The following is a 21030-nucleotide window of genomic DNA, read 5'->3' as shown; positions in this document are numbered from 1 at the left end:
AGGACCACCGGTGACCCTGCGGCCGAAGCCCGCCCCCCGTCCCGCTGCGGGCACCTCCGCTCGCCCACCTGCCCGGATCTGCCTCGTGGGGACCCGCGGCTACGGTGCCCGGCACCACGAGAACATCCGCTCGTTGGAGAGGGCGGGGCTCGCTGTCCTCACTGCAGCGGTGGATCCTTTCGCCGCTGCGGATGCGCTGGGCCCCGACGTCCCGGTGTTCGACAGCATCGAGGAGATGGACTCGTCCGGACGGGTTGCGGACATCATCGTGGTGGCCACGCCGATCTCCACCCATGCGGATCTGGCCGCTGCCGCACTCCGCACGGGAGCGGACGTCCTGCTGGAGAAGCCTCCCGTCGCAGATCTCGCGCAGTTCCACCGCCTGCTCGCGGAGGAAGCAGATTCCTGCTCACGCGTGCAGGTGGGGTTCCAGAGCCTCGGCTCGCATGCCCTGCAGGCCATCGACGGGATCATCCGATCCGGTGAGATCGGCAGACTCCGCGCCGTCGGGGCGGTCGGGCTGTGGGCGCGGTCGGTCGACTACTACACACGCTCTCCGTGGGCCGGCAGGCGCACGCTCGACGGCGTCCCCGTCGTCGACGGCGTCGCGACCAACCCTCTTGCGCATGCGGTCGTCACCGCGTTGAAGATCGCAGGAGCCGACCACCCGGACGACGTGGCCGACGTGATGGCGGAGCTCTATCGGGTCAACGACATCGAATCCGACGACACCTCCGTCATCCGCCTGGAGACGGTGTCCGGCACGCCGGTGACGTGTGGTCTCACCCTGTGCGCGCGGGAGCAGCAGGACCCGACCGTCCTCGTGGAGTGCACCGAGGGGCGCATCGTGTTCGAGTACACGCGTGACCGGCTCACCGTCGAGACCGCGGAGGGTTCGCGCGTGGTCGAGACGGGCAGGACCGACCTCCTCACGGACCTCATCCGCTCGCGCGGGGAGGGCACCGCGCTGCTGTCGCCGCTCGCGGGGGCGGGAGCCTTCATGCGCGTGCTCGAAGCCGTCCGCACCGCGGAGGAACCGCGGCCGATCGACGGTCGCTTCGTCGACTGGACAACGGACGGCGGTGTCCGCCGTGCAGTCCTCCCCGGGATCGAGGAGGCCGTCGCACGGGTGGTGAAGGCCGGGACCGGGTTCTCCTCCCTGGGCCTTCCGTGGGCCGCACCGCCCCCGACGGACGGGACGATGAGGGTGGCGGATCCCGGAGCGGGACGCACCGGGACTGCGGCAGGCCGCTCGACGCCGGCCGCAGCAGAAGTGCCCGACTCGACCCACGCCGCGGGCGGGACCGTCGAGGTCGCGGTCCACCGCACAGGCACAGAGCTCGCGGCGGCGAACTCACCCCGTCCGTTCCTCCACCCCGTCCGCACGACGGGTGGGGTCGTCGTCACCGACCAGCAGCCACTGGATCATGTGTGGCACACCGGCGTGGGCGTCGCGATCCAGGACGTCGCCGGCGTGAACCTCTGGGGCGGGCGCACGTTCACCGCCTCCGCACTCCGCTACGAGTGGAGGGACGACCACGGCCGCGTCGTCGTGGAGGAGAGCACCGACACGGCGGGCGCCCGGGACGAATCGCTCATATGGTGCGGCCCCGACGCCGCCCCGCTCCTGACAGAACGGCGCCGCTGGAGCCACCGCGCCGTCGCGCATGGGGTGTGGGAGCTGGGGCTGGACTTCACGCTCTTGCCCGCAGGGCGCGCAGACGTGTCCGTGGGCAGTCCCGGCTCGAACGGCCGGACGAACGGCGGCTACGGAGGCTTCTTCTGGCGACTGGCTCCAGTGGCGGACGCACAGGTCTTCACGTCGTCCCAGGACGGGGAAGAAGCCGTCCACGGGAGCACGGACGACTGGCTGGCGGTCAGCGGTCGATTCGCCGACGGCGAGGCGACCCTCGTCTTCCGCCGCGGCGACGCAGCCGGGGACCCCTGGTTCGTCCGCCTGTCCGGCTACCCCGGTGTGGGGCTCTCACTCGCGTGGGAGAACCGCGTCACCACGACCTCGGCGGCACCGCTCACACGGTCCGTGCGCGTGCTGGTCGTGGACGGGACGCTCACCCGTGACGAGGCGGCGGCGCTCCACACGGAGGCGTCCCGGACGAGCACCGTGTAGAGCGACGACGGTGCGGCGAGGCGCAGCGCATGCTCGCCACACGGCCCGGCGACACCACGGAGAACCGCCCTGGTCTCCCCAACGCGGGAGGCCAGGGCGGTTCTCCGTGCGGACGCCGCAGCCCGCTCATCCGTCTGTGACGGTCGGCGACTCGTCTGCGAAGGTGAGGCCCAGCCCGGGCGCACCGGTTCCCCTGAGACGTCCGCCGTCGACGGTGACCGGGGACGGCTCCGCGAGCAGTCCCATCGTCGCGAACTGACCGCCGTCGACCACTTCGACGGCGGTGGGCTCCGCGAGGGTGAGTGCCACCTGCCCGGACAGTTCGTGCAGGAGGTGGGGGGCGACCCCCACGCTGCGCACACGGGCCGATTCGACGATCCGGCGGAACGGGGTGAGTCCACCCACCCGGACGATGTTCGGCTGCACGACGTCGACGGCGTCCGCCGCGATGAACTCGTGGAAGCGGTGCACCGTGTGGAGGTTCTCCCCCAGTGCGACGGGCACGTCGGTGTGCGCACGCAGACTGCGATGACCCGCGAGGTCGTCCGCGCACAACGGCTCCTCGACCCACGTGAGGTCGAAGCGCTCCAGAGACGCGATCGCACGCCGCGCGGTCGGCAGATCCCACCGCTGGTTCGCGTCGATCATGAGTCCCCGACCGGGACCCAGCACGTCACGAACAGCGGAGATCCTCTCGACGTCCTCGGCGAGGTCGGGTCGCCCCACCTTGACCTTGACGGAGTCGAATCCGGCTGCCACCCAGCCGCGCACCTGTTCCACGAGTTCGTCGAGCGGGTAGTGCAGGTTGACGCCGGACCCGTAGACGGCGACGTCGTCGCGGCGGGGACCCAGGTGGGTCGCGAGGGAAGCGCCACTGCGCCTCGCCCGCAGATCCCACAGTGCGAGGTCGAGGCCGGCCTGTGCGATGGTCGCCAGTCCGGGGCCCGCTTCGTGGAGGTGGTTCCGCAGGGCGTCCCAGAGCGGTTCGGGCGCTTCGTCCCGTCCCCGCACGAAATCTGCGATGTCGTTCTCGAGCAGCGCCTGCACCGCACGCGCACCGATCGTCGGCGTCCAGGAGAAACCGGTGCCCCGGTCGCCCCGGTCCGTCTCCACGGTGACGACCACGACGTGATTGTGAGGGACACCGGCCCCCCAGGAGCGTCCGAGCCGTCCGGTGAGCAGCCGGGTCGACAGTCGTGTGATGGTCATCGTGCGACCTCCGGGTCCCCCGTGTCGATCAGCTGGTCCCTCCACCCGCGAGTAGGGTTCCACCCGAGTTCGTGCCGGGCCTTCTCGATGCTGAAGGCGGGCTCCGTGCCCGTGAGCACCGACGCGAGGGCTCCGGACCCCGGCAGGAACGACGGCAGGAGCTCCGCGAGCGGTTTCCGCGCCAGCGCGTCGGCGGCACCCACGAAGAAGGTGTCGCCGTTTGAGATGACGTGCATGCGGTCGAGGAGCCGCAGGAGGAAGTCTGTGACGTCCCGCGCATCGACGTAGTTGAAGAGGGACGGCGCGGCGAGAGCAGGATCGGCGAGCCTCTCCCGGACCGTGTGCCCCTGCTGCGTGGGTGCGCCCGACCATTCCTCCGGTGCGATGACGAAGCACGGCCGGAACGACGCGAACCGCGTCGTCGCGCCGTACGCGGCTGCGAACATGCGCGCAGTCTGCTCCGCGACGAGCTTCGACAGCCCGTACGCGTGCCAGGGTCGCGTCGGCGTCGACTCCGTGAGCGGCAGCGAGTCCGGCAGCCACCCTGCGGGTGCACCGTAGCCCACGACCGTCGGGCTGCTGGCCAACACGATCCGGCCGACGCCGGCTTCCACTGCGGCAGCGGCGGTGTTGTGGGCGATGAGCGCGTTGACCGACAGGATGACGGGCTCCGGTGCGCTGAAGGGCACCGCGATCGCGGCGAGGCCCACGACGACGTCGGGCGCGGCAGCACGGACCAGCGCGGCGGCCGCCGCGGGGTCGGTGAGATCCGCGGTGCGGTACGCGACCCGCGGATCCTGAGCGTCGGGCAGCGTCGTGTCCGCGCTGGTGACGGAGAGCCCTGCGTCCGCGAAGCCCGCGACGACGCTGCGTCCCAGTCTCCCGGATCCGCCGGTGACGAGCACGACTGTCACGCCGGGACCTCCGCGCTCTCAGACGATCCGGCGACCGCATCGGACGTCGGCCTCGCGTCGGGACCCGATCCGGCCTCGGACGCGGGTCGGGACCCGACCGTCCGGCTCAGGACGGGACCGAGGTCGAGCTCACGCACGCGCACGGGGGATCCGGTCTCCAGGGACCGGTTCCCGGCGATGCCGACGGCGACCGCGGCGATCCCGTCCCGGTAGTCGGAGGGCCTGCCGAACGGGTCGTCGTGCGGACCGCGGAAGACGTCGGCCAGGAGCAGTCGGTCGCCACCGCCGTGGCTCCCCTCACCGGTGTGGATCGTGATCTCCTCCGCAGCACCCCAGTGCTCCTGGACGACGAGTCGGTCCCCACGGTGCCGCGCCCCGTCGTGGTCCGGTCCTGCAGTGACGGACGGATCGACCGGTGACCCTCCGCTGGCAGGCAGCACCGCGGCGCGTTCGACGACGTCGAGCTCCGCGCGACCGCGCGTCCCGTTGACCGCGACCCGGTACCCCTCCCAGGGACAGTGCGCATTGAGCGAGTAGCTGAGTGTGGCTCCCTGCGCGTAGTCGACCACCAGAGCGAGGTTGTCCTCGATGGTGATCTCCCCTTCGAACACGTCCTGGTTCCGCCGGTAGCCGTCGTGCTTCTCGTTGTCGAGGTAGAGACGGGTGAGCCGGTCGTCCGTCCGGAGATCGAGCGCGAACGGGTCCTGCGATCCGACTGCACGTCCGTGGCGGACGCGCCCGTCAGCGGCGGCGTTGTCCGGACCGTAGAACCGGAGACCACCGGAGGCGTACACGCGCTCGGGGCTGTCGGAGAGCCACCAGTTGACGAGATCGAAGTGGTGGGAGGACTTGTGGACGAGCAGCCCGCCGGAATTCTCCTTGAGCCGATGCCACCGGCGGAAGTAGTCCGCACCGTGCACGGTGTCCAGCATCCACGTGAAGTCGATCGACGTCACCCGTCCGATCCGACCGGACTGCACGACCTCCTTGAGCGCCGTGTTGCGGGGCGAGTACCGGTAGTTGAACGTCACGACGACGGTGCGGCCCGTCTCCTCCACGGCGTGCGCGATCGCGCGTGTGCCGGCGTCGTCCACGGTGAGAGGCTTCTCGACGACGACGTCCGCCCCCGCCCGCAGCGCCCGGCAGATGAGCTGCGCGTGGGTGTGGTCGGGTGTCGTGACGATGACCCTGTCCACACGCTCGGCCCGGACGACCGCCTCGAGATCCGTCGGGTCGAAGACTATGACGGAACCGGCGGAGCGCTCCGCGGCGAAGGCGCGGAAGTACTCCGCCCGACCGGGGTTCGTGTCCCCGATCCCCACGAGGACCGCGACGTCCGCGTGCTCCTCGAGCAGCGACCGGAGGTACATCTCGCACCGGTTCCCCGCCCCCACGACGAGGTAGCGCAGGGGAGAGCCGTCCGTGGACGTGAGAGCAGTCGGAGCGTGTTCCGGGGTCGGTTCGGCGGTCATGAGGAGGACTCCTGTCGGTCGGAGGGTCGAGCGGATGGTCCGGGGAGCGAGCCGGTGGGACGCGGACTCACTTGATGCCGGTCGTCGCGATGCCCTTGACGAGGAACTTCTGTCCCACGAGGAAGGCGATGAAGACGGGGAGCAGAGAGACGATCGACATGGCGAACAGCGAACCCCACGAGGACTCACCGGTTGCGTCCACGAAGGCCCGCAGCGCCACCGGGACCGTGAACATGTCGGGATCTGTCAGGTAGATGAGGGCGCTGAAGAAGTCGTTCCACGTCCAGATGAACGTGAAGATCGTCGTCGTCGCGAGGGCGGGGACCATCATCGGGAGGATGATCTGCCCGAAGATCCGTGCGTGGCCCGCCCCGTCGATCCGTGCCGCCTCATCCATGTCCGTGGGGATCCCCCGGATGAACTGCACCATGAGGAAGATGAAGAACGCGTCCGTCGCGAGGAGCTTCGGCACGATGAGCGGCCAGAACGTGTTCACCCAACCGATCTGGGAGAACATGATGTACTGCGGCACGATGACGACGTGGAACGGCAGCATGATCGTCAGCAGCATGAGCGCGAACGCCGTCTTCTTGAACCGGAAGTCCAGCCGGGCGAAAGCGTACGCAGCCATCGAGCAGGCCACCAGGTTTCCGATGATGCACCCGAGCACGACGACCGCGGAGTTGAACAGGTACACCCCGAACGGGTTGGACAGTGCGTTCCAACCGTCCGAGTAGTTGCTCGTCTCGAGGGTCTCCAGAAGAACGCCCGGCTCCCGGAAGATGATGTCGTTGGGTCGAAGAGAGCTCGCGACCATCCACAGGAGGGGATAGATCATGATCCCGCCGACGACGATGAGGGCGACGTGCTTGAGGATCGAGCGTACGACCCGCTTCGCGTCGCTGCGATGCTCCTCCGCCGCCGGGGGCGGATCTTCGGCTGGTGGGACCCGCGATGGCGCTGCTGAGGCGGGCGGCGGTGTGTCGCGGGCGAGGGTCGAGTCAGTCATCGTAGAACACCCAATACTTGGAGGCCAGGAAGTTGATGGCGGTGAACGCGCCGATGATCACGAGCAGCAGCCACGCCATCGCGGCTGCGTATCCCATGTCGAACCGGCCGAATCCGGTCTGGTAGAGGTACAGCGTGAAGAACATCGTGGAGTCCGACGGACCGCCGCGACCACCGGAGACGATGAACGCCTGCGTGAACGACTGGAACGCCTGGATGATCTGCAGCACGAGGTTGAAGAAGATGATCGGGCTGAGCAGCGGCAGGGTGATCCGGAAGAACTGCGAGATCTTCCCGGCGCCGTCGATCGATGCGGCTTCGTAGTACATCGCCGGGATCTGTCGCAGACCGGCGAGGAAGATGATCATCGGTGCGCCGAAAGTCCACACGTGCAGGAGGATGATGCTCCCGAGCGCGGTGCGCGGGTCGGAGATCCACCCGATCCCCTGGATCCCGATGATCTCGAGCAGCTGGTTCACCAGGCCCGTCGACCCGAAGATCTGCTTCCACAGGATCGCGATGGCGACGGACGAGCCGAGGAGTGACGGCAGGTAGAAGACGGACCTGTAGAACGCGAGACCGCGCATCCCGCGGTCGAGCACCATCGCAATCGCCAGAGCGAGCGCCAACTGGAGGGGCACTCCCACGAGCACGTAGGTGAAGGTGACGACGAGCGAGTTGTGGAGTCGGTCGTCGGACATCATCCGCGCGAAGTTGTCGAATCCGACCCATTCCGGTGCCCGCATGAGGTTGTAGTCCGTGAATGCGAGGTACAGCGACATCGCCATCGGGCCGAGGGTGATGCCGAAGAGCCCGAGGATCCACGGCGAGAGGAAGATGGCGGCGGCACGGTTGTCGCGCGATTCCGCGGCCGTGCGGCGCCGGCCGCGCTTCGGCGCCTGCCCCTCCGGGAGCTTGTTCGTCGCGAGTTCCTGGATGACACTCATGAGTGCCACCTCAGGGTGATCACGTGCGGCGCTGAGGCGTCCGGCACGTGATGTGCGATGGACTTCTTTGTCATCGGTTCTCCCATCAACGGAGCGGGAAAGCGTTTTCCCGAGGTGTGGATTCGACAGTATCGGTCGGCAGGAGTGACGTCAACCACTCCTTCCGGGCGTCTGCGGCCTCGCAGCCCCCGGTGCACGGGCGCTACACGGCAGGCATGTGCGCGACCTCCGTGAGCGACGGGAGGACGAGCCGCCGGTAGCGCTCCTTCATGACCGACACCGTGAGAGCGGGGTCCTGGTCGAAGATCTCCTGGTTGAAGATCTCGACTTCGACAGGCCCCCTGTACCCGGCGGCGGCGACCGATCTGCTGATCGGACCGAAGTCGATCATCCCGTCGCCCATCATCCCCCGTGACAGCAGGGCGTCGGCGGCGATCGGGAGGTTGAAGTCGCACACCTGGTACGCGGCAAGCCGTCCTTCCGACCCGGCGCGGGCGATCTGCACCTCGAGAGCCGGGTCCCACCACACGTGGAAGGTGTCGACGACGACCCCTACCGCACGAGGCGGGTGCGGCGCGGCGAGGTCGAGCGCCTGCTCCAGCGTGGACAGCACTGCGCGATCCGCCGCATACATCGGGTGCAGGGGTTCGAGGACCAGGGTGACGCCGTACTCGAGGGCCGTGGGCACGAGCTCCGCGAGCCGGTCCGCGACCCGGTCGCGGGCCGCCTGCAGATCCTTGTCGTCGCCGAGGCCGCTCCCACCGACGAAGCTCGCCCCCGCGGGCAGACCGCCCACCACCATGATGAGGCGGTCGGTGCCGAGTGCGGCCGCCTCGCGGATCGCGGCGATGTTGTCGTCGAGTGCGGCGCGGACGCCGTCGGGGTCCGCCGCCGTGAGGAAGCCGCCGCGGCACAGGCTGGACACCGTGAGCCCGGCGTCCGACAGCATGCGCGCGGCCTCGTCGAGTCCTGCCTCCGCGACACGGTCACGCCACACGCCGATCGACGTGAGCCCCGCGCGGGCCGCCGCGTCGACGGCCTCGCGGAGGGAGAGGTCCCGAACGGTGCCGGTGTTGAGGGACAGCTCGAAGTCGCTCATCACAGCGCTCCTTCCGGCAGAGGGGACTTCTGTGCGGTGTCGGCCTGCGGGAACGACGCGACGGTCGTGCGCGTGGGCACACCCGTGCGCGCTGAGACGAAGCCTGCGGCCTCCAGGTGGGACCGCATGCGCGCCGCAGCCAGGGCGGGGTCCCGCAGGAGTCCCGCGTCGTCCGCGAGCTCGAAGAGGCGGACCAGGTGCGGCACCGACCTCCCGGCGTGCAGACCCCCCACCAGCTGGAAGCCCGGCTGGTGGCCGTTGAGCCACGACAGGAACGCGATGCCGGTCTTGTAGTGGAAGGTGGGCTGCTCGAACACGTGCCGCCCCAGGGACTCCGTGGACGCGAGGATGCGCAGACCGTCGTCGGGCCGTCCCGCGTCGTACGCCTGCAGGGCCGTCGACGCCGCCGGGTAGATCGCCGCGAAGATTCCCAGCAGCGCGTCCGAATGCCGGGTTCCGTCGCCGTGGATGAGGCCGGGATAGTTGAAGTCGTCTCCCGTGTAGAGGCGCACCCCCGGCGGGAGTGCGGCCCGGAGCCCCTCTTCGTGCTGGGCGTCCAGAAGCGAGACCTTCACTCCGTCGATCCTGTCCGCGTGCGCCAGGATGAGATCGAGGAACGTCTTCGTCGCGGCCCCCACGGACTCACTGCCCCAGTAACCGGTGAGAGCCGGATCGAACATCGGCCCCAGCCAGTGGAGGACGACCGGTTCTCGCACCTCGCCGAGGAGCGTGGCGTACACCCGCAGGTAGTCGTCGGGACTCGACGCGGCGCGCACGAGCGCCCGCGACGCCATGATGATCGCCTTCGCGCCCGCGGATTCGACGACCTCGAGCTGCTCGCGGTACGCGGCGAGCACCGCCTCGAGCCCCTCGCTCCCCGGCGACACGGTGGCGGGGTCGAGCTGATCGGTGCCGGCCCCGCAGGCGATGAGGTCGCGGACCGACCTGCCGCGCAGCGCAGGTGCGCCGGCCGCGAGCGCTGCGGCGGCCTCGGCGGTGGACCTGCGGATGAGGTGCTGGGTGGCGGCCCAGTCGAGGCCCATCCCCCGCTGCGCCGTGTCCATCGCGTCCGCGACGCCCAGCCCGTACGACCAGACGTCGTGTCGGAACGCGAGCGTCGCGTCCCAATCGAGGTCCGCAGGGGCCCCCGGTGCGTTGTCCGCCAGGGCGCGAGGAACGACGTGCGCGGCGGCATACGCGCGTCGCGACTCGAGGGGAGCTGCGGGGAGTGTCCACTCCCCCGGTGCGCCCAACGTCCGCTCGTACGAGCCGCCGTCCGGGGCGGGAAGGACGATCGCCGTCATCGGGCCACCTCCGCGACCGCACCAGCAGCGCGGTCACCGACGCCCGTCGCACCGGCGTCACCCGCGTCCGGAGCCACCACATGATCGTCGTGGGCCGCGGCGTGGACGGCGAGCTCCGGCACGTCGACCGTGCGGCGCTCGGCCGACGACAGCAGACCGAGTTCGGCGAGCTGCACTCCGCGTGCCGCGGACAGCAGACCGAAGCGGTGATCGCGGCCGGCGGCGACATCGCGGAGGAACTCCTCCCACTGCAGTTTGAACCCGTTGTCGATCTCTTCGTTCGCAGGAACCTCCGACCACTGGTCCCGGAAGGATTCGGTGACGGGGAGATCCGGGTTCCACACCGGCTTCGGTGTGTGGGAGCGGTGTTGAGCAACGCAGCGGGTGAGTCCCGCGACCGCGGAGCCGTGCGTGCCGTCCACCTGGAACTCGACCAGCTCGTCACGGTGGACCCGCACGGCCCACGAGGAGTTGATCTGGGCGATCACCGGATCGCCTGCCGGGGTCTCCAGCTCGAAGACTCCGTACGCCGCGTCGTCCGCAGTCGCCTCGTACTCGCGCCCCGCCTCGTCCCACCTGGTGGGGATGTGCGTGACGGACCGGGACGCGACGGAGCGGACGGGCCCCACGATTCCCTCGAGCACGTAGTTCCAATGGCAGTACATGTCAGTGGTCATCCCGCCGCCGTCCTCCGCACGGTAGTTCCAGGACGGACGCTGCGCCGACTGGTGCTCACCCTCGAAGACCCAGTAGCCGAACTCGCCCCGCAGCGACAGGATGCGGCCGAAGAACCCTTCGTCCACCAACCTGCGGAGCTTCACGAGTCCAGGCAGGTACAGCTTGTCGTGGACGACCCCGGCGGTGACACCGACCTCCTGGCGGATGCGGGCGAGTTCGAGCGCTTCCGTGAGTGTCTCTGCCGTGGGCTTCTCCGTGAACACGTGTTTGCCGGCGCGCATGGCCTTCGCCAGCGTCGCGGCTCGCAGGCTGGTCATGGACGCGTCGAAGACGATGTCGATCGACGGGTCCTCCAGGACCCCGTCGAGGTCCGTCGTCCACTCCTCGACCCCGTGCTCCAGCGCGATCGCCTCGAGCTTCGCGGCGTTCCTGCCGACGAGGACGGGCTCGACCGTGAGCCGCGTGCCGTCGTCCAGGACGATCCCGCCCTGAGCCCGGATCGGCAGGATCGACCGCAGCAGGTGCTGGCGGTAGCCCATGCGCCCGGTGATCCCATTCATTGCGATGCGGAGCACCCGTGTGTCAGCCATCTGATCCACTCCATCGTGTGAGTCATGTAAGTTGGAAAGCGCTTTCCAATCTAAGTCCGTGCACTCGGGGTGTCAAGGGATACCGGCAAGCGTTTTCCAAAGTGCTCGAATGGGTCCAGAATGTGCAGAACGGAGGTGTCGTCATGTCCAGAGCGGTGACGCTGTCACAGGTGGCTGCGGCGGCGGGGGTCTCCCTCGCCACCGCGTCGAGGGTCCTCAACGACTCCGCACGGAAGCCCGCCCCGGCGATCGCGGAGAGAGTCCGCGAGGCCGCCGAAACGTTGGGCTATGTCGCGAACGCGCAGGCGCAGGCCCTCGCGCGGTCCACCACGGGTCTCATCGGCCTGGTGGTCCACGACATCTCCGACCCGTACTTCTCCTCCATCGCGAAGGGCGTGCAGCACCGGGCACGGGAGGACCGGCACCAGCTCCTCCTCGCGGCCACGAACGGCGGAGATCAGCTGGACGCAGTGAGCGCGTTCGCGTCCCACCGGACGGCCGCCATCATCATGGCGGGATCACGACGCACGGAGATCGACCCGCGCCTCCTGTCGGAGCTCGAGCGCTACCAGCGCAACGGCGGTCGGGTCGTCACGATCGGCCAGGACTGGCTGGACGGAGCGCGGGCCGTCACGATCGACAACCGCGGTGCAGGCCATCAGCTGGTCCGCGCACTCGTCGAGGACGGACAGACACGCTTCGCGTTCCTGGGTGGACCCGACGACCTCGTGACGTCCCTCGAACGCCGTGCGGGCTTCCGCAGCGCCCTCGCGGAAGCGGGCCTCGAGCCGGAACTCGAGATGGAGCACGCCTTCACCAGCGAAGGCGGCTATGAATCGGTCCGCGACCTGCTGTCCCGGACCTCAGCGGAAGACCTCGCGGGAACGACTCTCGTCGCGGCGAACGACGTCATGGCACTGGGCGCGATCGCTGCGCTCCGGCACGCAGGACTGCGCGTGCCGGACGATCTGCGCGTGGCGGGGTTCGACGACATCCCGAACCTCAGGGACTTCGCCCCCGGCCTCACGACGATCCGCTTCCCGTTGGAGGACGTGGGTGCCGCCGCTGCGCGGATCGTGCTCGCGGACGACGAACCACGGGTCGAATCGGTCGCGGGAGAGCTCGTCCGCCGTGAGAGCGCCTGACGCGGGCCGCCCCGCCTGTCACAATCAGAGCCATGTCCACCAGCCTCACCACACAGGTCGCGTCGGCACTGCGCGCGGAGATCGCGTCCGGCACGCTCCGGCCCGGTGACCGACTGCCCAGCGAGGGCATGCTCATCGAACGGTTCGGGGTGAGCCGCACCGTGGTGCGGGAAGCGATCGGACGACTGCGGGCGGAAGGACTCGTGCGCACGCAGCGCGGCAGCGGCAGCTTCGCCCTCACGCCCCCGGGCCACCACGCGGACGCACAGCGACCCGCGTTCCCCACGGACACGGCAGAGCAGCGGACGCAGCTCCTGGAGTTCCGCATCGCGCTGGAGTCCGAGGCGGCCGCCCTCGCGGCGGCACGGTGCTCCTCTTCCGCGCTGGACGACATGCGGCAGGCGCTCACCGATTTCACGGCGGCGGCCCACGTCCCCGCCGCCGCACTGGAGGCGGACTTCGCCTTCCACAGAGCGGTGGCCGCGGCGAGCGGCAACGCACACATCGCGCACGCCCTGGCAGAGCTCGGACCGTCGATGATCGTCATGCCTGCGCACCGTCTGGCGGCACACCCGGCGGGCGGCCCCTCGGACCACATTGCGGAAGTCGAGGCGGAGCACTCCAGCGTGCTCCGCGCGATCGCCGCGGGAGACCCCCTCGCCGCAGCCGCGTGCATGCGCGCCCACCTCTCCAACTCCCTGGCACGGACACACAGGGCCTGAGCCGCACTCCTCCGCCCCTCGTCAACCGAGCGGTTTCGCCTGCCGCCTCGGCAGCGACAGCCACGAGCCCGCCTCGCGCTCCGCGATCGGTCGTACGATTACTGATGCCTTCCGTGCATTCTTCGATACGCATAATGGCTTGGACAGGTATTGATGCCTCTCATTAAGCTCAGGAGGAATCTCACAACCGTGACACCACTCACCCTGTGTCCGCGGTTCGGAAGTTACCTGCAAGGAGGCACCATGTTCCGGAACACCCGCGCTCGCCGCCCACTGATGCTCATCTCCACCGCCGCCGCGGTCGGACTCGCACTGTCCGCGTGCGGAAACGTCACCGGCGGAGGAGGAGGCGGTGACTTCCCCTCGCAGAACATCACCTTGACCGTCGGACAGGCGGCCGGCGGCAGCACCGACCTCATCGCTCGCGCCGTGGCCGACGGGTCCCAGGACGCGTTCGGCGTGTCCATGACCGTGGAGAACCAACCGGGAGCCAACGGCGCCATCGCCACCAAGGACGTGGCCGGACGCGCAGCCAACGGCTACGACCTGGTCCTCCTCAACGCCTCCCTCATCACCATCACCTCACTCACCGCGTCCGAAGAGGAGACGGTGGACCTCGACGACCTCGACATCGTCATGGGCCTGTCGCAGGACGACTACATCATGGTCGCCAACGCGGACAGCGACATCGACACCGTCGACGACATGGTCGAGTCGGACGAATCGGTCTCCTACGGGACCACCGGAGTGGGCACTGCCAGCCAGCTCGCACAGCTGCTCCTGATGGAGGAGGCGGACGTCGACGGCAACGAGGTGCCGTTCGACAGCGGCGCACCAGCCCTCACAGCCGTGATGGGCGGTCAGGTCGAGGTCGCCACGCTCCAGCTGGGCGAAGCGATGCCGCAGATCGACGCGGGCGCCATCAAACCGATCGTGGTGTTCTCGGAGGAGCGGCTCGACTACCTGCCCGACGTCCCCACGGCAGTGGAGGAGGGCTACGACGTCCCCGTCTCGCAGTACCGTGCACTGGCGATGCCCGCCGGCGCAGACGACGAGGTCCTGTCGTCCCTCCGCGACGGCGTCGAGGAGATCACGCAGACCGACTCCTACAAGCAGTTCAACGAGGACAACTTCCTCACGCCCGCGGAGATCTCCGGTGACGAGGTCCGCGAGCAGTGGACCGACCTCGCCGAACGCTACGCCGCACTCGTCGAGGAGAACGACATCGACCTCGGCGGCGCCCAGAACTGACACCCGGAGGAGAACGTCGTGGACGACACGCAGACCGAGCACGAGGAGACCGTGACGAGCAGTCCGGTGCACGAGGAAGAGAGCCCCGCCGGCTCGACCGACCTGCAGGCGGAGCCTGCGGGCACCGTCGCCAACCTGGTGAGCGGAGTCGCAGTGGCCCTGCTCGGCGTCGGCTCACTCGCAGTGGCCCTCGAACTGGGCTTCGGGAACCTCACACAACCACGGGCCGGCACATGGCCCGCGATCCTCTCCGCACTCCTGATCGTCTTCGGCAGCACTCTCGCAGTCCGCGCGAAGACCTACACGGACGCGGAGAAGATCAGCCGTCACGCGGCCGCCGTGGGAGTCGGAGCCATCAGCATCGTCGCCGCGGTGCAGCTCATGCCCCTCATCGGGTTCGAGATCCCGGCCGTGCTCCTCATGATCTTCTGGATGAAGGTGCTGGGCCGGGAGAAGCTGCTGAAGTCGATCATCATCGCAGTCGTCACGGTGATCGCGCTGTACCTCGTGTTCGTGACCGGACTGCGCATCTCGATCCCCCACCTCTTCTGATCGCGACGATCGATCCACGCACCTGAGAAAGGCACTGACCTCCCATGGATTTCGCCCCCGTCATCGAGGGCTTCTCGGTTGTCCTCGAACCGATGAACCTCCTCTTCTGTCTGATCGGCGTCCTGGTCGGCATGGTCATCGGCGTGCTGCCGGGGCTCGGCCAGGCGGCCACCATCGCGATCCTCCTGCCGCTGACCTACGGCATGGAGCCTGTCGCCGCGATCATCATGCTCGCGGGGATCTTCTACGGCGGCATCTACGGAGGGACCGTGACCGCCGTCCTGCTGAACATTCCGGGTGAGACGAGCTCCGCGATCACCGCGATCGAGGGCTACCCCATGGGCAAGAAGGGACAGGCCGGAAAAGCCCTGGGCATCGGCGCCATCGCCTCCTTCCTGGGCGGCACGATCTCGATCGTCGCTCTCACGTTCGTCGCTCCCATCGTTTCGGGATGGGCCCTGAGGTTCGGGCCGCCCGAATACGCGGCGCTCGCACTGCTCGGCATCCTGCTCGTCGCCACGATCTCCAACGGCGCGCGAGTCAAGGCATTCATCGCGGCCACGATCGGCCTGCTGCTGGCAGTCATCGGCCGCGACGGGTTCACCGGGGAGATGCGCTACACCGCGGGCAGCCTCGAGCTCGCCGACGGGCTGCAGTTCGTCCCGATCGCCATGGGCGTCTTCGGCCTCACAGAGATCCTCTACGCCCTGGAACGACGCCACCAGCCCCTGCCTCCTCGCATCAAGGTGGACAAGGTCCTTCCCACGCGGGCGGACCTCAAGCAGTCCGCGGCTCCGATGATCCGCGGCGGTTTCATCGGATTCTTCCTGGGGCTCCTCCCCGGCGGCGGTGCCACGGTGTCCGCGATGGTCTCCTACGGCACAGAGAAGCGGTTGGCGAAGGACCCCAGCCGCTTCGGCAAGGGCGCGATCGAAGGTGTCGCCGGCCCGGAGACGGGCAACAACGCGGCAGCCACGTCCTCCTTCATCCCTCTGCTCACCCTGGGCATCCCCGCCAACGCCACGATGGCCGTGATGTTCGGAGCGCTCATGATCCAGGGGATCACCCCGGGACCCCAGCTCGTCAGTGAAGATCCCGGCCTGTTCTGGGGCGTCATCAACTCGATGTATCTGGGGAACATCATCCTCATCGTGCTGTCGATACCGCTGATCGGCCTGTTCGTGAAGATCCTCGACGTCCCTCCGACCATCCTCGCCCCGATCACCCTCATGATCGTCTGCATCGGCGCGTACACCATCAACAACCGCTTCTTCGAGGTCCTGGTCGTCGTGGCGTTCGGCGTGATCGGTTACCTCATGAAGAAGATGGGCTTCGACCCGGCGCCCCTGGTGCTCGCCTTCGTTCTCGGCTCCTTGCTCGAAGACAGCTTCCGCCGCTCGCTCATGATGTTCCAGGGCGATGTCACCCAGGTGACGAATCACCCGATCGCCGTGACGATCCTGATCCTCTTCGCACTGGTGCTCCTCGCGCCGCTGGCGCTCAAGCTGATCCTCCGGAAGAAGAGCCCGGTGGTCGCTCTCATGGATCCGAGCAACGACCACGAACCGGCCGAGAAGCGCTGAACCAGGCGAGGAGGCGGGCCCGAGTGCGGACGTGACCACGCCTGATGCGATCCCCGGGAGACTCACCGATCTGTTAGCTTGATGCTCTCAGAGCATTGGAGTGTGGGTCATGTTCACGTTGGATCAGGTGCGCTGCTTCGTCGCAGTGGCTGAGCATCTCCACTTCGGACGGGCGGCTGCAGAGCTCAACATGACGCAGCCGCCGCTCAGCCGCCAGATCCAGAAGCTGGAGCGTCATGTGGGGGCCGAGCTTCTGGATCGGCGCGGTCGCGGCGTGGAGCTCACCGCTGCCGGACAGCTGTTCCTCGCCGAATCCCGCAAACTGCTGGGGCTCGCCGGTCGTGCGCCGGAAGGTGCCCGACGGGTCGCCTCAGGCCAGCTCGGGCTCGTCCGCCTGGGGTTCACCGCCGCTGCGGGGTTCGGGCCCCTCAGCGGTCTGCTCAGCACGGTCAAACGCGAGCTGCCCGGACTCGATATCGATCTGGTGGAGATGGTCACTGCAGAGCAGCTGCAGGCTCTCGACGAAGAGCGCATCGACATGGCGATCGGACGACTGCACACGCCTCTCCCGAACCTGGAGTCGCGGCTGCTCCTGAAGGAGCGCCTCATGCTGGCCGTCCCAGCGGATTCGGAGATGGCACGGCGCGGTTCTGCCCTCACCAAGGCCGATATCCGCGATCAGGCGATCATCATGCACTCTGCGTCCAAAGCTCGCTACTTCTACGACATCATCGTCGGGAACTTCGATATCGCCCCTGAACAGATGCGGTACACACTGGGCCAGATCATGACGATGATCAGCCTCGTCGCAGGCGGGCACGGAATCGCGTTCGTCCCGGAATCGGCTCAGCGCACCAGGGTACCGGGAGTTGAGTACCTGACCTTCCGCGACTTCGATGAGGACGTCGTCGAGCTCCACGCGCTCTGGCGGCCGGGCAGCAGGAATCCCGCGGTCCGCTCGCTCCTCGACGTGATGTCCTGAGGCAGACGCGGACCGGCCGATCGACACCGGTGATGCATGATGCGTATACCTCAATACCAAGTCGGTCCATTTCATGCATACCGCCGGTGGTAGAACTGGTCACCAAGTGCATCGAAGCACTGCATCGCGCATCAACCCGGGCCGATTCGATGTGGAAACGTCCCAGCTGAAAGCGATGCGTGGCACGAGAGAATCCTCGGCCTCTGACCAAGGAGCAACAATGAAGCTGCGCACACGCATGATGGCCTCTATCGGAGCAGTTCTGGCATTGACCAGTGTCGCTGCATGCGACGCGGGGGATGCGGAGTTCCCCTCCGACCGCTTCGAACTCATCGTTCCGTACAACCCGGGTGGGTCCAACGACACCGCAGGTCGGCTGCTCGCCGCAGAACTCGAGTCGATCTCCGGACAGCAGGTGGTCGTGGTCAACCGCCCCGGCGGCGGGGCCGCCGTGGGGATCACCGAAGCGATGAGAGCCCCCGCAGACGGGTACAACATGGTCATCACCCCCAACTCTGCATTCGCCAGTGTTCCGCTGGTGCAGGAGGTGAGCTATACACCGGAAGACTTCCGCAGCGTCGGCCCACTCTACGACCAGCCACACATCATCGTCTCTCACAAGGACAGCGACATACAGTCCCTCGAAGACCTGGAACAGGTCTCCGAACGGATCACCTACACGATCCTGGCGCAGGGGCACGTCACCCACCTCTCGCTCGGCACCGTGCTGGACGACATGGGTCTCGACGCGGAACCCGTCCCCTACGACTCGGCGACTGATTCGCTGCAGGCCGTCACATCGGGGCAGGTGGACGTCGGGATCATCGACATGAACATCGCGGTTCCGCAGTTGGAGTCCGGGGATGTCACCGGCCTCGCCATCAACACGGAGGAACGTCACCCCGCGTTCCCCGATCTCGTGTCACTGGTCGAAGCGGGGTATCCCGACGGAGCCGGGTACCTCTCGCGCAACATGATCTCCATCCCGGCGGATACACCGGACGACGTCGTCGCCCAGCTCGAGCCGCTGCTGAAGGAAGCGTACGAAAGCGACGCGTACCAGCAGTTCATGGAGGAGAACTACCTCCTCGAACCGGAGTACGAGGGCGCCGCGTTCATCGAGGAATTCATTCCGGAGGAGCGGGAGCGCCTCGTCACGGCGTTCGAGGATCTCGGAATCGAACGGATCGATGGCTGAGGCCAGCGGCAGCGTCATGGTCCGCAGACGAATCGACTCGTCGACATGAATGCACAAGACCCCGCACTCGACAGGACGCCGACCGATGACATCGACGACGGCGCAGACCGCGAGACCAGATGGTACGACAAGCACACGCACCGCCTGGGGCCCCTCCTGTTGGTCGGCATCAGTATCGCGTTCGTGGTGGTCGGATCGCGCTTGGACTTCGGGTCGATATCACGCCCCGGGCCCGGCCTATGGCCCATCGCGATCGCGACGATCACGGGATCGATGGCGCTCGTGTCCGCCCTCCTCCCCCACAAGGAGGAGGAGAGGTTCCATCTGCCGGAGGTCGGGCGCGCTGTGGCCCTGCTCGTCGCGTTCCTGCTCTTTCCGTTCCTCTTCGACTACGTGGGATTCATCCTCCCGTCGGTTCTCCTCATCACCTTCATGATGAAGGTGCTCTCCCGGGAGTCGTGGCTGCGATCGGGCATCGTGGCGATCGCGACGAGTTTCATCGCGTACGTCCTCTTCGGTGTCATGCTCAGCGTCCGCCTCCCCGCTTTCACCCTCCCCTTCTGACCGCCCCAGGCCCGCCCTGCGCCTGACGAGCAAGAACTGGACGATCCCGTATGGAGCTGCTGACCAACCTCGGCGACGGTTTCGCCGTCGCGTTCAGTCCGATGAACCTGATCTACGTCACCCTCGGTGTGCTGATCGGGACGGTCATCGGTCTGCTGCCCGGCCTGGGCGCCACCGCAGCAATCGCGATCCTGCTGCCGCTGACCTTCAGCCTGGAACCCGCCACAGCCATCATCATGCTGGCCGGCATCTACTACGGGAGCATGTACGGCGGCCGTGTACCTTCCATCCTCCTCCGGCTCCCCGGCGATGCCTCGTCCGTCATCACGACCCTCGACGGCTATCCCCTCGCGCGCCAGGGCAAGGCCGGTGTGGCACTGGGGATCACCGCCATCGGATCCTTCATCGGCGGGACGATCGCGATCATCGGCCTCACCTTCCTCGCCCCGCTGCTCGCGAAGTACGCGGCGAAAGTGGGCGCCCCCGAGCTGTTCGCCCTCACACTCTTCGGCATCATCATGATCGGGTTCGTGGGGTCGGGGTCCCGACTCAAATCGATGTCGCTCGCGGGCCTCGGTCTGCTGGTCGCCGCGATCGGCACCGATCCGATGGCGGGCACCCCTCGTCTCACGTTCGGCAGTGTCGATCTCTCCGCCGGCATCGACATCGTGCCGGTCGCGGTCGGACTGTTCGGTCTGGGGGAGATCTTCTACACGATGGAGAAGAAGAGGGCCGCCACGACCACTGCGCAACCGATCCGACGGATCCTCCCCAATCGTGCCGAATGGCTGCAGACCCGGTGGGCGATCCTCCGTGCGTCCGTCTTGGGGTTCTTCGTCGGAATCCTTCCGGGCGGCGGCGGGGCGATATCGTCCGTCCTGTCCTACGGGGTGGAGAAGAGGATCTCGAAGCACCCCGAAAAGTTCGGTAAGGGCGCATTGGAGGGGCTCGCCGCGACGGAGACGGCGGACAACGCGTCGTCGAATTCGGCTTTCATCCCGCTCCTCACTCTGGGTGTTCCGCCGAACGCGGTGATGGCCCTGCTGTTCGGTGCCCTGCTCATGCAGAATGTGACACCCGGCCCGCAGCTCATCAACACGCACCCCGAGGTGTTCTTCGGCGTCATCGCCTCGATGTACATAGGCAATGCGCTGCTGCTCCTGTTGAACCTCCCGCTCATCAGGGTCTTCGTCCTGATCCTCAAGATCCCCGCGTCGATCCTCAACCCCATCATCGTGACGGTCGCTTTCCTCGGCGTCTACGCGGTGAACAGCTCGATGTTCGACGTGGTCGTCTGCATCGTCTTCGGCATCATCGGCTACCTGCTGAAGAAGCTCCAATTCGACATGGCGCCCTTCATTCTCGCCTTCGTCCTGGGACCGATCATGGAAGTGGAGTTCCGTCGGACCATGACCCTGTCCGACGGCAGCCTCTCGATCTTCTTCGACCGCCCCGTCGCGCTCGGAATCCTGTTGACCGTGACGCTGTTCGTCGTCCTGTCCTTGGTTGCGTCCTTCCGCCGCCCGGGGAAGGGCCTGCCGCCCGCCATCGCCGTGGCACCGCCGGTCAGCGCCGCGCAGTCCGCCGCCCCCGAAAGCGCCGAGGGGTCACACGGCAGCGGGGGCGAGGAGTCCACCGGAACGGGGCAGAAACCTCCGTCACGCCCTGAGTGAGAATCGCCGCG

The 21030-nt window shown here is 67.8% G+C and carries 18 protein-coding genes; 10 read left to right on the top strand and 8 right to left on the bottom strand.

The window, feature by feature from the left end:
* Window positions 1–10 precede the first annotated feature (10 nt).
* The gene (locus tag JFC09_RS03050) at window positions 11–2128 is read left to right on the top strand and encodes a DUF6807 family protein (RefSeq protein ID WP_332839621.1); all 2118 of its coding nucleotides are present in this window, start codon (window positions 11–13) and stop codon (window positions 2126–2128) included.
* A 126-nt stretch (window positions 2129–2254) separates the two neighbouring features.
* Here JFC09_RS03050 and JFC09_RS03045 read toward each other — a convergent pair whose 3' ends face one another.
* The 8 genes from JFC09_RS03045 to JFC09_RS03010 form a co-directional block, all read right to left on the bottom strand.
* The gene (locus JFC09_RS03045) at window positions 2255–3337 is read right to left on the bottom strand and encodes a mandelate racemase/muconate lactonizing enzyme family protein (RefSeq protein WP_198392478.1); all 1083 of its coding nucleotides are present in this window, start codon (window positions 3335–3337) and stop codon (window positions 2255–2257) included.
* Complete coding sequence (locus JFC09_RS03040; protein WP_198392477.1) at window positions 3334–4251, bottom strand: NAD-dependent epimerase/dehydratase family protein; 918 nt, start codon at window positions 4249–4251, stop codon at window positions 3334–3336. The genes JFC09_RS03045 and JFC09_RS03040 overlap by 4 nt, the downstream gene beginning before the upstream one ends.
* Window positions 4248–5723 (bottom strand): Gfo/Idh/MocA family protein, encoded by a 1476-nt coding sequence (locus JFC09_RS03035; protein ID WP_198392476.1) that lies wholly within the window; start codon window positions 5721–5723, stop codon window positions 4248–4250. Before JFC09_RS03035 ends, JFC09_RS03040 begins: the two co-directional genes overlap by 4 nt.
* 67 nt (window positions 5724–5790) lie before the next feature.
* Entirely contained in the window at window positions 5791–6732 is a 942-nt protein-coding gene (locus JFC09_RS03030) for a carbohydrate ABC transporter permease (protein WP_198392475.1), read from the bottom strand.
* A complete protein-coding gene (locus tag JFC09_RS03025; RefSeq protein ID WP_198392474.1) occupies window positions 6725–7678 on the bottom strand; it encodes a carbohydrate ABC transporter permease in 954 nt (317 codons plus the stop codon). Before JFC09_RS03025 ends, JFC09_RS03030 begins: the two co-directional genes overlap by 8 nt.
* Window positions 7679–7880: 202 nt before the next feature.
* Window positions 7881–8777, bottom strand: coding sequence for a sugar phosphate isomerase/epimerase family protein (locus tag JFC09_RS03020; RefSeq protein WP_198392473.1), 897 nt, complete (start codon window positions 8775–8777; stop codon window positions 7881–7883).
* On the bottom strand, window positions 8777–10081 hold the full coding sequence (locus JFC09_RS03015) for a dihydrodipicolinate synthase family protein (protein WP_198392472.1): 1305 nt from the start codon (window positions 10079–10081) through the stop codon (window positions 8777–8779). The genes JFC09_RS03020 and JFC09_RS03015 overlap by 1 nt, the downstream gene beginning before the upstream one ends.
* A complete protein-coding gene (locus JFC09_RS03010; RefSeq protein WP_198392471.1) occupies window positions 10078–11349 on the bottom strand; it encodes a Gfo/Idh/MocA family protein in 1272 nt (423 codons plus the stop codon). The genes JFC09_RS03015 and JFC09_RS03010 overlap by 4 nt, the downstream gene beginning before the upstream one ends.
* A gap of 143 nt (window positions 11350–11492) precedes the next feature.
* Here JFC09_RS03010 and JFC09_RS03005 point away from each other — a divergent pair, with 143 nt between their 5' ends.
* The 9 genes from JFC09_RS03005 (at window position 11493) to JFC09_RS02965 (ending at window position 21019) form a co-directional block, all read left to right on the top strand.
* Window positions 11493–12494 (top strand): LacI family DNA-binding transcriptional regulator, encoded by a 1002-nt coding sequence (locus JFC09_RS03005; protein WP_198392470.1) that lies wholly within the window; start codon window positions 11493–11495, stop codon window positions 12492–12494.
* A 32-nt stretch (window positions 12495–12526) separates the two neighbouring features.
* Window positions 12527–13216 carry a FadR/GntR family transcriptional regulator gene (locus JFC09_RS03000; protein WP_198392469.1) on the top strand — a complete coding sequence of 230 codons (690 nt, stop codon included), beginning with the start codon at window positions 12527–12529 and terminating at the stop codon, window positions 13214–13216.
* Between the two features lie 243 nt (window positions 13217–13459).
* A complete protein-coding gene (locus JFC09_RS02995; protein WP_198392468.1) occupies window positions 13460–14467 on the top strand; it encodes a Bug family tripartite tricarboxylate transporter substrate binding protein in 1008 nt (335 codons plus the stop codon).
* Window positions 14468–14485: 18 nt separating this feature from the next.
* Window positions 14486–15019, top strand: coding sequence for a tripartite tricarboxylate transporter TctB family protein (locus JFC09_RS02990; RefSeq protein ID WP_198392467.1), 534 nt, complete (start codon window positions 14486–14488; stop codon window positions 15017–15019).
* 44 nt (window positions 15020–15063) lie between these two features.
* The gene (locus tag JFC09_RS02985; protein ID WP_198392466.1) at window positions 15064–16602 is read left to right on the top strand and encodes a tripartite tricarboxylate transporter permease; all 1539 of its coding nucleotides are present in this window, start codon (window positions 15064–15066) and stop codon (window positions 16600–16602) included.
* A gap of 109 nt (window positions 16603–16711) precedes the next feature.
* Window positions 16712–17584 carry a LysR family transcriptional regulator gene (locus tag JFC09_RS02980; protein ID WP_198392465.1) on the top strand — a complete coding sequence of 291 codons (873 nt, stop codon included), beginning with the start codon at window positions 16712–16714 and terminating at the stop codon, window positions 17582–17584.
* Between the two features lie 220 nt (window positions 17585–17804).
* Complete coding sequence (locus tag JFC09_RS02975) at window positions 17805–18782, top strand: Bug family tripartite tricarboxylate transporter substrate binding protein (protein WP_198392464.1); 978 nt, start codon at window positions 17805–17807, stop codon at window positions 18780–18782.
* Between the two features lie 45 nt (window positions 18783–18827).
* Window positions 18828–19346 carry a tripartite tricarboxylate transporter TctB family protein gene (locus JFC09_RS02970; RefSeq protein WP_198392463.1) on the top strand — a complete coding sequence of 173 codons (519 nt, stop codon included), beginning with the start codon at window positions 18828–18830 and terminating at the stop codon, window positions 19344–19346.
* A gap of 50 nt (window positions 19347–19396) precedes the next feature.
* Window positions 19397–21019, top strand: coding sequence for a tripartite tricarboxylate transporter permease (locus tag JFC09_RS02965; RefSeq protein ID WP_198392462.1), 1623 nt, complete (start codon window positions 19397–19399; stop codon window positions 21017–21019).
* Window positions 21020–21030 lie beyond the last annotated feature (11 nt).

The organism is Brevibacterium yomogidense, from assembly GCF_016107685.1.
GTDB classification, from domain to species: domain Bacteria; phylum Actinomycetota; class Actinomycetes; order Actinomycetales; family Brevibacteriaceae; genus Brevibacterium; species Brevibacterium yomogidense.
Note: the sequence above shows the minus strand (reverse complement) of the source record. Positions and strands in the feature narration are given on the sequence as shown.